We start from the raw sequence: 13,716 nt of genomic DNA on the forward strand, positions 1-13,716 counted from the left end.
TTATAAGCGAGGCACGTTGGTTAAAAAGTATAGGGATTCGCTGAACATGTTCGAAAAATTTGAATGTGGTTTCGGTTATCTTGTTGCAGATCTTGTGTGATACAATCCGCGCAGTTTTTGTAATGAAAAGAATAGGAAACGCTTTGACTTCGTCACAGCCCCCAAAAAAGAATCCCGCTAAAGAGCAAGCGACACCGTCAAATGGTGTGCAAAAGGCGACAGCGAAACAAGATAAAGCACCTCAGGCTCAAGTGAATAGCGCGGCGTCTCTACGCAAAGCGTTAAGCCAGTGCATGATGCGTGACCGCTTCCGTTTAAGTAAACGCATTTCTGGTGCGAGCAAAATTAAGAAAGATGCAGCACGTAATGCTGTGTTTGATGAAATTGCACTCGACATTGCTAAATCGATGATGGTTGCGGAACAACGCAGCAACTACAAACCAACGATTGAATACCCAGAAATTCTGCCCGTCAGCCAAAAGCGTGACGACATCGCTAAAGCGATTGAAGAAAACCAAGTGGTTATCGTCGCGGGTGAAACCGGTTCTGGTAAAACCACTCAGCTGCCAAAAATCTGCGCTGAGCTTGGTCGCGGTAAGTACGGTTTGATTGGCCATACTCAGCCTCGTCGTCTTGCGGCGCGTTCGGTTGCGAACCGTATTGCCGAAGAGATGGAAACTAAGTTGGGTGAGTTTGTTGGTTACAAGGTTCGATTCAACGATCAGATCTCTGAAAATACCCAAATCAAATTGATGACGGACGGTATCTTGCTGGCTGAGATTCAGCACGACCGTTTCTTGAATCAATACGACACCATCATTATTGATGAAGCGCACGAGCGCAGCCTTAATATCGATTTCATCTTGGGTTACTTAAAGGAGTTGCTACCACGTCGTCCTGATTTGAAAGTAATTATCACGTCGGCAACCATCGACCCAGAGCGCTTCTCAAAACACTTCAATAATGCACCAATTATTGAAGTGTCAGGTCGTACTTACCCAGTAGAAACTCGTTACCGCCCATTAAGCGGTGATGACGACAATGATCGTGACCAACTTGAAGGCATCTTTGAAGCGGTAGACGAATTGTGCGATGAAGGTTTAGGTGACATCCTGATCTTCATGAACGGTGAGCGTGAAATTCGTGATACCGCAGATGCACTGTCTAAACGCAATCTGAAGAGCACCGAAATTGTGCCGCTTTACGCGCGTTTGTCGGCGGGCGAGCAGAACAAGATTTTCCAACCTCATGCTGGTCGCCGAATTGTACTGGCAACCAACGTGGCAGAAACCTCGCTAACCGTTCCGGGCATCAAGTATGTTATCGACCCGGGCACGGCGCGCATTAGCCGCTACAGTTACCGAACTAAGGTTCAGCGTCTTCCAATTGAGCCGGTTTCTCAGGCGAGTGCGAACCAACGTAAAGGTCGTTGTGGTCGTGTGGAAGAGGGTATCTGTATCCGTCTGTACTCAGAGGAAGATTTTGAGTCGCGCCCAGAGTTTACCGATCCCGAGATCCTGCGTACCAACCTAGCATCGGTTATCTTACAGATGACGGCACTTGGCTTGGGCGACATTCAAGCTTTCCCATTTGTGGAAGCACCAGATAAACGTAATATCCAAGACGGCGTACGTTTGCTGGAAGAGCTTGGTGCGATTAACTCTGAGGTAAAAGACCCGAAAAAACGCCTGACTTCCATTGGCCGCCAATTAGCGCGTTTGCCAATCGATCCGCGCTTGGCGCGTATGGTATTGGAAGCGCCAAAATATGGTGCGCTTAAAGAAGTGATGATCATTGCAGCGGCCTTGTCGATTCAAGATCCACGCGAGCGTCCTTCAGACAAACAACAATCGTCAGACGATAAACATCGTCGTTTCTTCCATGAAGAGTCGGACTTCCTGACATTTGTGAATTTGTGGGAATACATCCAAAAGCAGCAAAAAGCTCTGTCTAGCAATCAGTTCCGCAAACAGTGTAAGCAAGACTATTTGAACTACTTGCGCATTCGCGAGTGGCAAGACGTGTACTTCCAAATTCATCAGTCGATGCGTGAAATGGAATTCAAACTTAACGATGAGCCTGCTTCTTACCATGGTGTACACAGTGCGATCTTGGTTGGTTTGCTGTCGCACATCGGTATGAAAGACCAAGAAAAGAATGAATATCAAGGCGCGCGCAATGCTCGTTTCCATATCTTCCCTGCATCGGGTCTATTTAAGAAACAACCTAAGTGGATAATGTCAGCCGAGTTGGTGGAAACCTCGAAACTTTGGGGCCGTATCATTGCCAAGATTCAGCCGGAGTGGATTGAGCCATTAGCCAAACACCTTATCAAGCGCAGTTACAGCGAACCGCATTGGTCGAAGAAACGCGCGGCGGTGATGGCGCACGAAAAAGTCATGCTTTACGGCGTGCCAATCGTACCGAAACGTTTGGTGAACTACGGCAGTATCGATCCGACCGTTAGCCGCGAAATCTTTATTCGTAGTGCGCTGGTGGAAGGCGAGTGGGAAACCAAACACGCGTTCTTTAAACAAAACCGTAAGCTTCTGCAAGAAGTGGAAGAGCTTGAACACAAATCTCGTCGTCGTGACATTTTGGTGGATGATGATGAGCTGTTTGATTTCTATGACCAACGTGTTGGTACCGAAGTGGTGTCTGGTAAACATTTCGATACGTGGTGGAAAAAAGCATCGAAAGAAGATCCTGAACTGCTGAACTTTGAAAAAGAGATGCTGTTCAAGGGCGATGCTAGTCATGTCACCGATTTGGATTACCCGAACTTCTGGCATCAAAATGGTTTGAAGCTCAAGTTGAGTTACCAATTTGAACCGGGCGATGATAGTGACGGTGTCACAGTGCATTTGCCGTTGCCGATTTTAAACCAAGTTGAACCAGCGAGCTTTGACTGGCAGATCCCGGGTTTGCGTCATGAGCTTATTGTTAGTTTGATTAAATCGCTGCCGAAGACGATTCGTAAGAACTTTGTGCCTGCGCCAAACTATGCCGATGCATTCTTAGCACGCGTAACACCAATGGAAGCACCGCTGCTAGACTCGCTAGAAAAAGAACTGCGCCGCATGACGGGTGTAGAAGTATTGCGTGAAGACTGGAACTTGGAACAAGTGCCTGAGCACTTGAAAGTCACGTTCCGAGCGGTTGATCATCGAAATCGTAAACTGAAGGAACATAAAGACCTTCACGAATTGAAAGAGAGCTTGAAAGACAAAGTTCAAGAAACGCTTTCCAAAGTGGCGGATGACGATATTGAACAGCAAGGTCTGCATACGTGGAGCTTCGGTGAATTGCCGAAAGTGTATCAACAAAAACGTGGTGGCTACGATGTAAAAGCGTATCCAGCACTTGTTGATAGCAAAGACAGCGTTGAAATCAAACTCTACGAAACCGAATTTGAGCAGATCACCGCAATGCGTGCTGGCCAGCGTCGCCTAATTTTATTGAACGTACCGTCGCCAATTAAATACTTGCACGCTAACTTACCGAACAAATCGAAGTTGGGTTTGTATTTTAACCCTTACGGCAAAGTGCTTGATCTGATCGATGACTGTATCGCCTGTGGTGTCGATAAGCTTATTGAAGAGCAGGGTGGCTTAGTTTGGGAGCCAGAGAAGTTCGAAGCGTTGAAAGAACACGTTCGTGCTGAACTGGGTGATACCGTCGTAGAGATCGCGAAACAGGTTGAGACTATTCTGACAACGGCGTTCAGCATCAATAAGAAGCTAAAAGGCAAAATCGACTTCACAATGGCGTTTGCTCTGTCGGATATCAAAGCACAAATTGAAGGCTTGATCTTCAAAGGTTTTGCGACGGAATGTGGCTGGAAACGCTTGCCGGATATTCTTCGCTACATGCGTGCGATAGAGCGTCGTATGGAGAAGTTGCCAATCGATCCAAACAAAGATCGTTTACACATGCTGAAGATTGAATCTGTGACTCAAGACTATAAAGAGTTGCTGAACAAGATCCCGAAAGGTGTGGCCATTCCTGAAAACGTAAAGGAAGTGCGTTGGATGATTGAAGAGCTTCGCGTGAGTTACTTTGCTCAACAATTAGGCACTCCTTATCCTGTTTCTGATAAACGAGTCAAAAACGCGATTGATGCTTGCTAATCAACCAGTAAAATAGCGTCAGATTTGTAATTATCGCGTATGAGGTTACTGGTACACTAATTGCTAGTAACTCAATAAGCGTAATTTTTTAGTTCTGGGAGGCAATGGTTCGCCTCCCTTTATTTGTAGTACCAACGACTGAGTTATGCAGACGTGGGAATAATAAAGAGTAAAGGTAGATGATGAAAAAAACTCTATTAGCAGTGGCGCTACTTGGCGCATCTTCTGCGGCAATGGCAGATTCTTGGATTTACGGTGGTGCAACAGTAGGTCAGTCTGACTACAAAGGTGAGACGGATACATCATACTCTGTTCACGTTGGTACAGGCATCCTACCTATCATTGGTATTGAAGCAGGTGTGACGCAACACGGTGAATTTAACGTAAATGGTCAAGACACTAAGCTAACGTCTTACTACGCAGCACTTAAGCCAAGCATCGACTTTGGTCCACTGCATGTGTATGCAAAAGGTGGCTTCCACCAGTGGGACAAAGAAGTGAAAGGCGGCAAAGACGATGACGATTTGGATCTAATGTACGGTGTAGGTGCTGAGTACTTCATTTTTGGTCCGATGTCTGTTGGTGCTAGCTACATGAACTACACGGCGGGTAAAGACGATATCGGCACGTTCTCTGTTAACGCAACACTGCATTTCCTATAAGCGTCTAGCTTTCTAACACCCATATGAAAAACACCGACTTTATGTCGGTGTTTTTTTGTCTGGAAGTCACAAAACAAAAGTTGAACATAAATTATTCACTTTTGGATCTTAAAATGCTCATGCTTTCCAATATATAGTGGCGATTAAATGCGCATATTTGCGTAATGTTTCGCTTAGGAATCGCTCAGGAAGGGATAGTATGAAAAAAACACTCTCGTTATTAGCTCTAACGTTGTGCTCAACATCAGCAATGGCTGACTCATGGATTTACGCTGGCGGTCAAATCGGTCAGTCTGATATCGATAGCGAAAACGATACAACCTACGGTATTCATGTAGGTACTGGTATTTTGCCATTCATTGGCATTGAGGCAGGTTACTTTAACCACGGCAAAGTGGATTTATCACTGAGTGGCAGCAGGGGTAGTGCTGATTTTGATTCATTCTATTTAGCAGCGAAACCAAGCATCGACTTTGGGCCGCTTCATGTCTATGCCAAAGGTGGCATCAATGCATTCAACGTTGATTATGACGGCGGACTGAGAAATTTAGATAAAGATGATGGTGTCTCCTACATGTATGGTGTCGGTGCCGAATACTTCTTGCTCGATAATGTTTCTATTGGGGCAAGCTATCAAGCGTTTGGCGTGGATATTGACAGCGATAGTGACACCGTGAGTAGTGTGACGGGGAATATTACCTTCCATTTCCTATAATAATCAGTCTCTATGAAAACGTTACTGACTTGGTTTCATCGCTATCTTTGAAACCAAGTCAGTGTTACTTATCTCAATTTACGCGCCCATCAATGATAAAGCCACAGAGCGCAAGTATTTCCAGTGCTTTTCGAACGATCAAATTACGATAAAATCAATCGTTAGACCTCATAATTTTTGTGTTGATATTACTTTGTTCTCATCTGCGTTTAACTGAGCCAAAAATGCAATAAATGGCGATTTTTTGCAAAAATATGTGATTACTGCTAAACTTCGCCCCGCTTTAAAACTTTAGAGTTCAAATTAATGGAGGGCGGTATTGGAGTTCTTCTCACCTGAGGGGCGTTTCAAATTCACGTTAAATTTGTATTTATGGATAATGCATTTAAAAAATATAGTATCGACACAACAGACTATCAGGTTGGACAGGACAACGTTCAAAAGTGGGGATTCGACATACATAACCCCGTTTTTGGCATCAGTGCGGGTCTCGTTGTTTTCTGTCTAATTTCACTTCTTCTTGTTGAGCCAACCACTGCTCGTGATGTATTAAACGGTCTGAAAAACGGAATTATAGAACAGTTTGATGCGTTCTTTATGTGGTCGACAAACTTCTTCTTATTATTCGCTGTTGCTCTTCTTTTTTCTCCGCTGGGTAAAATCCGCTTAGGTGGCAAAGAAGCAACGCCGGATCACTCAACCGTTTCTTGGTTGTCGATGCTCTTTGCAGCTGGTATGGGTATTGGCCTTCTGTTCTGGAGTGTGGCGGAGCCGACTGCGTACTTCACTGATTGGTGGGGAATGCCACTGAACGCAGTGCCATACACAGAAGAAGCGAAATCTCTCGCGATGGGTGCAACCATGTTCCACTGGGGTGTGCATGGTTGGAGTATTTACGCACTCGTTGCACTAGCACTTGCGTTTTTTGCTTTTAACAAAGGTTTACCGCTTTCATTGCGCGCGGCGTTTTATCCAATTTTTGGTGACCGAGCATGGGGTTGGTTAGGACATGTTATCGACATTCTTGCCGTTTTATCCACGCTGTTTGGTCTTGCAACGTCGCTGGGTCTCGGTGCTCAGCAGGCGACCAGTGGTATTAACCATGTCTTTGGTCTAGAAGGCGGCATTGGTACACAAATGATTGTGATCACCTTTGTTACCTTTATCGCGGTGCTATCAGTAATTCGTGGTATTGATGGTGGTGTTAAGCTACTGAGTAACGTCAATATGGTGGTTGCGTTTGCCCTGCTTATTTTCATTACCTTTATCACGTTTGATACGGCGTGGGGTTCGCTACGCGACACAACAATGGCTTACATTGAAAATATTATTCCGTTGAGCAACCCTCACGGTCGTGAAGATGAAACTTGGATGCACGGCTGGACGGTATTCTACTGGGCTTGGTGGGTATCTTGGTCACCGTTTGTTGGTATGTTTATCGCGCGTGTGTCTAAAGGTCGTACGGTTCGAGAATTCCTGTTCGCAGTGATCGTTATTCCTACTGTCGTTACCTTGATTTGGATGTCTGTATTCGGTGGTATCGCGCTTGACCAAGTGGTGAATAAAGTGGGGGAGCTAGGTGCAAATGGTCTAACTGATATTTCACTGACTCTGTTCCATGTTTACGATGCGCTTCCGTATAGCTCAGTGATTTCAATGCTTTCTATCGTGCTGATTCTGGTGTTCTTTATTACATCATCAGACTCTGGCTCACTGGTTATCGATAGTATCACTGCGGGTGGTAAGATTGATGCACCAATTCCACAGCGTATTTTCTGGGCTTGTATTGAAGGTGCAATTGCAGCCGTTATGCTTTGGGTTGGTGGCAAAGAAGCCTTGCAAGCATTGCAGTCCGGTGTGGTTGCAACGGGATTACCGTTTACCTTTGTTCTGTTGTTGATGTGTGTAAGCTTGGTTAAAGGGTTAAGAACCGAACTGTCAGCTTACAAATAAACACTATCCACTATTGAATTTAAATGCCGAGCCTAATGCGCTCGGCATTTTTTATTTCTACTTTTCTTTTTCAATAATTCCGTTACAGTTTGGGCTTATTCCCACCTCATTTAACAGCATTATGTCACTGGCTAAACTCATTCTTATTCGTGGACTTCCAGGTTCAGGTAAAACAACCTTAGCAAAGCAATTGGCGATAGAGCTTGGTGCTAAGCATTTTGAAGCTGACATGTATTTTGAAAATGATGAAGGTGATTATCACTTTAATCCAACTGAGTTACCCCAAGCGCATGAATGGTGTTTTCAGCAAACTCGAAAGTGGTTGAACAAAGGGAAAGTCGTGATTGTGAGTAATACGTTTGTTCGTCACTGGGAGATGAAGCGTTACTTGGACTACTGCGTGAAGAAGCGCATTGAGGTGGAAGTTAAGGTGTGTCGCGGCGCGTATCAAAGTATTCATGATGTGCCACCAGCGACCATCGAAAAGATGCGACGCCAGTGGCAAGAGTGACCGTTACCAGAGTCGAGAAACTACTGGCCTCGTCCGTCAATCATCACAACGAATGTTTTGCTCATGATTGAAAGATCCATTGAAATCCAAGAGTAGAACGAACCTAAGCTTAGTGCGTAACTGTGGTCAAAACCAACTTTACGTCGTACATCTTCAATGCAAGCATCATAGCCTTGGTTAACTTGCGCTAAGCCTGTAATTCCTGGTAATACGCCATACGTGCGTTCTACAAAATAAGGGATTTCATCTTCCAACTTTTGGTAGAAAGCAGGGCGCTCTGGACGTGGCCCGATCATCGACATTTCACCTCTCAACACATTAAACAGCTGTGGTAACTCATCCAAACGCGTCTTACGTAAAAAACGTCCTACTGGTGTGATTCGAGGATCATTCTCGGTTGCCCAAACTGCACCGGAGCGTTGCTCCGCATCAATATACATGGTGCGAAATTTCATGATTTGAAAAAGATCCATTTTTTCTGGTGTACAGCGCCCAACACGCAGTTGACGATAGATCACTGGGCCTTTTGATGTGATTTTTATAGCTAGCGCGATAAATGGGAATAGTGGTGCAGTGACGAGCAAAATAAACATTGCAACCAGTACATCAAACGTTCTTTTCGCGTGGCATACATTTGAATCGTAGCGTGAGTTTTTCATGATGCTTTCCTTATTGGTTGACGCGTTTCCAACGTCCATTTTCCATTCCTAGCAAATACTTCATACCGCCGATGAAATTGGCGAGATGACCAATGACGATGTAGCTAATCAGTTTAAAAGGCTTGACTGTGTTAAGTGCAGGCACCAAGTAAGTGACAAGTGCGATACCATAAACACAGGCTTGAGCGAGCAGCATTACTTGAAAAAGCGGGTTGTGTGCCAGTAGTAGTGAACAAACCAAGCAAACAATCATCAAATAGGGTGTTGCTAAGCGCAGAACCTTTCCCGATAGAAATGCAAAGGCAGTGCCACGATAGCGAGGTAGCAGTAATTTCTTTAATTGCATGAGCTGCTGCATGTTACCCGCTGAAATTCTTAGGCGTCGCTTGAAGTCTGCGTCGTCTGAGCTTTGTTCGAGTTCAAGAGCTAGCATGTTAGGTTCGTAGATAGCGTTATAGCCTCGCAAAACGATTCTCATAGGGAGAATAAAATCGTCATTGATGGTGCTGACTTCAAGTGGTTCAAATAGGTGGGTTCTGAATGTATAAAACGCACCGTGAGAACCAATCGTTGAACCCAGCAAGGATTCTTGGTGCTTCACTCGAGACTGGTATTGCCAGTACGCTGCTTCACCTTGGTTATCGGTACTCATTATTTGATATGTCGCGTTAACCACTCCAACCTTCTCATTTTGATAATGCTGACTAGCTAGCAACAGAGAATCGCAAGAAATCAATGCCGATGTATCACTCAATGCGGTAATGTCTGAGTTAACATGACGCATTTCTTCGTTGAGTAGGGCAACTTTACCGCGATTGACTTGGTGGTCATTAATGATGAACAGTGTGTCGGAGCAGATTGCTTCTTGAATCGTCGCTTGAGCAATCTCGGCTGTGTTATCTGTGCAGCCATCACATGCGATCACCACTTTCAATTTATCTCTTGGGTAATCTAAGCTCGCAAGGTTGCGGATTTTTTCTGCTATCCATTGTTCTTCATTGTAGGCGGGCACGATGACAGTAATAGATGGTAACTGACTGTCTGTTTGAGAGGCTTTGTAAGCTCGCTCTACAAATGGTGCTGTGATTTTGTGCTGTTTTAAAGGAAGCCATTTAAGTAGTAATGGATAACCAACATGATGATAGACAATCAAAAATGCGGATAAACCAAAACCTGTAATCCAAAGTAAATCATTCATAGCTAGCCTCCTTGGCCAAACGTGAGTAGCGACTCACCATGTCTCTGATATCAAAATGTTTGAGAATAAAAGTTCGAGGAGAACCATGGGTTGATTTCAATTGCAGCGACAAAGCTTCCGCCAAAGAGAACACACGGTTGGCTTCAACCAATGTGCTGTTAATCGGGCAGAGCGTCTCTTTCACGCCACCAACATCGGTTGCGACACAAGGAATGTCACATGCTTGAGCTTCTAGTGTTGAGAGGGGGAAACCCTCTTGAAGCGACGGTAAACAAAATAAATCGAGGCTTTGGTAAAAGCTGGGCATATCGTCGACCAAGCCTAAAAAGGTAACGCGATCCTCAAGTTTTAACGTTCTAACTTGTGCTTCCAATTGAGCTCTCTGAGAACCATCTCCAGCAATGGCTAGGTGTGTGTTTGGCGTAAGATGAGAGAAGGCTTCGATAAGCACTTTATGGCCTTTAACTGCTTCTAAACGTCCAGCTACTCCAATTACGGTTTTGTTGGCTGGAAGCCCAAACAAGTTTCTCTTGCTTGCTTGATTACCGCTTTGAAATTTCTGGCAATCGATTCCATTATGTATGGTGCAGACTTTGCGGTAATTCAGTTTTGTCTGGATTTGTTCGGCGACAAAGTTCGCATCGGCAACCACATGTGGACGAATCATTTTTAACAGTAGGGACTGAAGTCGAGCTGACTTTCTGTTATTCAGATGCCAGGCGTCGTGCTCAGTATGGATAATTACTGGCACCTGCGCTAAGCGTGCCGCAATCCCACCATATAATAGTGGACCGATATGGTGAGTGTGGACCACATCAGGCTTAAGTCCTTTGAGCATGGAAGTCAGCGTACTGATGGTTTTTCCGCTGAATCCAGGTTTCTTATTGAGAAAGTGCAGTTGGCCTTGGTAGGCCGAGAGTTTTGACCAGCATTGCAGTGCTTGCGCTTTGCTTCCCTCTAAACTTACGACAAACACGGAATGATTCGGTTGCGCAAAACGAAGCATCTCTAATACGAGCGTTTCCAAACCGCCAGGAGCTAAGTGCTGCACGACGTGTAATATCACTTTTTTATTGCGTTGAGTGCTATTTTGCTTTTGTCTGAATTCCATTCTCAAACCCTCGTTGAGTTCTTTGTTTATTCAGGAATTGCAGACTGCGTGCCAAAAAAATAAGTGTTTAAAAACATGAGGTTAATGGCAATGCATATGAGGGGCGATGTTTATTCTCAATTTGAGATTCATATTAGTGGAAACCTTATGCAGAGTTAGAATAAGCACAAAAAGAAAAGCACTCGCTGACCGAGTGCTTGTAATAGAGTGTTAACGGCTGTTAGCTTCCGTATACCATTTTAGGTAGAGTGGTGATCACAGGAACGCCAAGATGCTTTTCTAATGCTCTTTTAGAGCGGATAGAGTTATCTGCTAACTCAAGTATCGTCGCTAATCCAATGCCCAAACCCGCACCACCGATAAACCCTAAAATGACAAACACAAAACTAGGTAAGTTAGACGGAATGGTTGGTGTGAAAGGTTCATCAATGATTTTCACGCGTTTATTCTCTTCAAATACGCCAAGTGAACCAGTTAATTGAGCCATTTCATAACGCTCTACAAGGTCATCATACATCTCTCTTTTTACCGCGACATCACGAGCTAGGCGGTTAATTTCTGTTGCTGTGCTACCAAATCGATGTGCATTACTTTCTAACTCTTGAATCATTGTTCGTAAGCTATTGGTTTCTTCTGTGAGGGCTTCAAAGCGTCCGCGCATAATTTGCAGTTGGTGAAGCTGAGAGACCAGAAGAGGCTGAGCTTCTCCAAGACTGTTTACGGTGGTATTGCTTGCGATATCCCAAAGTTGGGCGCTGTTTAATTCCGGTTGTTTAGAGTTTAATAGTACTGAGCGCTCTTGCTCCAAGCGGTTTAACTCTCGTAGCTTGCCTTGAACCATGCTATGCGCCTCAGTGTACTTGGCGCGAAGCAAGGTGAGCTCACTACGAATGTCGATGATTTGTTCTTCAAGCTTACCGATAACCGGGTTGGTTTTAGAAAGTTGTTGGTCCAAACTACCTAGGCTTCGGGTAACACCAGCAAGCTCCGCTTCTTTTTCTGCCAAGGTTTGTTTAAGGCTTGCCAGACGAGTCAGGCTTTGTGCTTGCATTTCAGGCGTCGCGTGAGAGTAAGTATTCTTGTATTCCGCGAACGCTTGCTCTGCTTTATCCAGCTCTTCTCTGCGTTTATTAATATGGATGGTTAAAAAGTGACTTGAATCTTTAATTGAAGATCGTTCAGGAGCTAAAAGCTGTTCGACAAAATGTTCGCTGACGGAGAGTAACATCGACTCCATGCCATTCGGTTTGCCACTTCGTAGTTGGATTTGAATGAAGTCCTTACCAAGCTGCTGAACAGACAAACGCGACGCGAGATCTTTAATGATGAACTCTTGCTCTTTAGCACTCATGTCGTCACTAATCAGCGCTTGTTCTTTGGCAACTGAGTACAAAACATGTCGGCTTTTTAGCAAGGTACTGAGTGCGCTCAATCGATCTTTCAGCATGGTTGAGACGGCAAGATCTTGAAGGAATGGGTTCATTTTGGCTGTCTCTTGGATAAGCATACTTGTATGAGCGACATAAGTCGTCGGAACCAGTTTACTTACGATGAAACCCAGCACAGGCAATACAAGCATAGGAATAACGATCATGTAGCGACGTCTCCAAGCACCATGTAACAGTACACTGAGGTTTTCTCTTAAATCGTTCATAGCGCCCTCACTAATTTATCAACTTGGTTGGCTCTTGCTTCCCAGCTTTGCTGTTGAACAAATGACTTTGAATCTGTCGGTGGCGGTAGGAGGTGATCGAGACTGGCACGCACGTCTTCGACATCTTGAACCACATGGAGCATATGTTTGTAGGGCATTAATGCGGGAAAGGGTGTGCTGATAACAGGGGTTCCTGTTGCCAAGTACTCAAGAAGTTTAAGCGGATTACATGCCTTGATTTGAGCGTTATCAACAAAGGGCAACCAACTGGCATCCCAGTGTTGAGAGTAACGTGGCAGAGTGTGATGCGATCTCGGGCCCAGGTAGTATATGTTGCTTCTTTGTGGAAGCGGATTATCACTGAACTCGTTAGGGCCGATGAACACGAGATCCCAGTCAGGCGCTTGGTCTGCGACTTGGGCAATTAAGTCGTAGTCTAACCATTCAGACAAACTGCCATAAAAGCCCAGCACTTTGCGACCATCATTAGGAAAATCTTCAGCCTTAGGTGCTGGCTCAGAAAACAGACTAAAGTCGACACCGTGAGGCAAAGTGACGGTTTTACCAGATGGAAATTGAGTGGCGAGTTTGTCACTTGCTGTAAAAATCACATCAGCCGCGTTAACCAGTGTACGTTCATGCTTGGCAACCGTGTCGTGGTCAACACCAGCTAAAGCGCTAAAGTCATCGCCACAATAGTAAATTAGCCCACGTGAATTCATTTCCGCACAAACATCTGCGGCCGTCGGGAGCGATGTCCAAAATATAGGCTTATCAAAACCAAGAGCGTGTAACTGTTTATTGAGCTGGTATTTCATCATCTTAGCCGCTACTTTTCTTGCCAGCGCAGAACTTGGAGCAGGAATAGTGAGTAGGTTAATGGTGTGAATATTTGGGTTTATTTCAGACTCTAACGTTGGCTTATGCGATCCAGCGTTATTAAACACACGAGCGAGCTTGTTTAACGCACGTTGCATGTCTTTAGCAGTCAGCCTAGGTTGACGCAGACCAATTGAGTTAACCCAAAGGATGCGGTGGCTCGTTGCTAGTCGTTTGACAATGTGTTGAGTGGAGGAGGGTAGCCCGCCAAAATCTTCTCCAAATACTACGATATCTGTCATGT

Annotated in this window: 10 protein-coding genes; 5 read left to right on the forward strand and 5 right to left on the reverse strand. The window is 44.9% G+C overall.

From position 1 onward, the window contains the following. Positions 1–143 precede the first annotated feature (143 nt). The 5 genes from hrpA (at position 144) to F7Y48_RS18575 (ending at position 7,971) form a co-directional block, all read left to right on the forward strand. Positions 144–4,130 carry an ATP-dependent RNA helicase HrpA gene (gene hrpA / locus F7Y48_RS18555; RefSeq protein ID WP_316685235.1) on the forward strand — a complete coding sequence of 1,329 codons (3,987 nt, stop codon included), beginning with the start codon at positions 144–146 and terminating at the stop codon, positions 4,128–4,130. Between the two features lie 182 nt (positions 4,131–4,312). After that, positions 4,313–4,792, forward strand: a complete 480-nt coding sequence (locus F7Y48_RS18560; RefSeq protein ID WP_005394221.1) for an outer membrane beta-barrel protein — start codon at positions 4,313–4,315, stop codon at positions 4,790–4,792. 199 nt (positions 4,793–4,991) lie between these two features. Beyond that, complete coding sequence (locus tag F7Y48_RS18565; RefSeq protein ID WP_005394222.1) at positions 4,992–5,507, forward strand: outer membrane beta-barrel protein; 516 nt, start codon at positions 4,992–4,994, stop codon at positions 5,505–5,507. Positions 5,508–5,879: 372 nt separating this feature from the next. Continuing rightward, the gene (locus F7Y48_RS18570) at positions 5,880–7,460 is read left to right on the forward strand and encodes a BCCT family transporter (RefSeq protein ID WP_005394224.1); all 1,581 of its coding nucleotides are present in this window, start codon (positions 5,880–5,882) and stop codon (positions 7,458–7,460) included. Positions 7,461–7,581: 121 nt separating this feature from the next. Continuing rightward, a complete protein-coding gene (locus F7Y48_RS18575) occupies positions 7,582–7,971 on the forward strand; it encodes an ATP-binding protein (protein WP_005394226.1) in 390 nt (129 codons plus the stop codon). A gap of 20 nt (positions 7,972–7,991) precedes the next feature. On the opposite strand, the gene F7Y48_RS18580 is transcribed toward F7Y48_RS18575, so the two are convergent. The 5 genes from F7Y48_RS18580 to F7Y48_RS18600 all read right to left on the reverse strand — a co-directional run bounded on the left by F7Y48_RS18580 (position 7,992) and on the right by F7Y48_RS18600 (position 13,714). Continuing rightward, complete coding sequence (locus F7Y48_RS18580; protein WP_005394228.1) at positions 7,992–8,630, reverse strand: sugar transferase; 639 nt, start codon at positions 8,628–8,630, stop codon at positions 7,992–7,994. A gap of 10 nt (positions 8,631–8,640) precedes the next feature. Next, complete coding sequence (locus F7Y48_RS18585) at positions 8,641–9,828, reverse strand: glycosyltransferase family 2 protein (RefSeq protein WP_258507307.1); 1,188 nt, start codon at positions 9,826–9,828, stop codon at positions 8,641–8,643. After that, positions 9,821–10,939 carry a glycosyltransferase gene (locus F7Y48_RS18590; RefSeq protein ID WP_258507310.1) on the reverse strand — a complete coding sequence of 373 codons (1,119 nt, stop codon included), beginning with the start codon at positions 10,937–10,939 and terminating at the stop codon, positions 9,821–9,823. Before F7Y48_RS18590 ends, F7Y48_RS18585 begins: the two co-directional genes overlap by 8 nt. A gap of 220 nt (positions 10,940–11,159) precedes the next feature. Next, positions 11,160–12,593 carry a GumC family protein gene (locus F7Y48_RS18595; RefSeq protein ID WP_258507313.1) on the reverse strand — a complete coding sequence of 478 codons (1,434 nt, stop codon included), beginning with the start codon at positions 12,591–12,593 and terminating at the stop codon, positions 11,160–11,162. After that, complete coding sequence (locus tag F7Y48_RS18600) at positions 12,590–13,714, reverse strand: glycosyltransferase (protein ID WP_258507316.1); 1,125 nt, start codon at positions 13,712–13,714, stop codon at positions 12,590–12,592. Before F7Y48_RS18600 ends, F7Y48_RS18595 begins: the two co-directional genes overlap by 4 nt. Between the last annotated feature and the right edge of the window lie 2 nt (positions 13,715–13,716).

The sequence above is a fragment of the Vibrio sp. 2-1-2a genome, from assembly GCF_032648565.1.
GTDB lineage: Bacteria > Pseudomonadota > Gammaproteobacteria > Enterobacterales > Vibrionaceae > Vibrio > Vibrio diabolicus.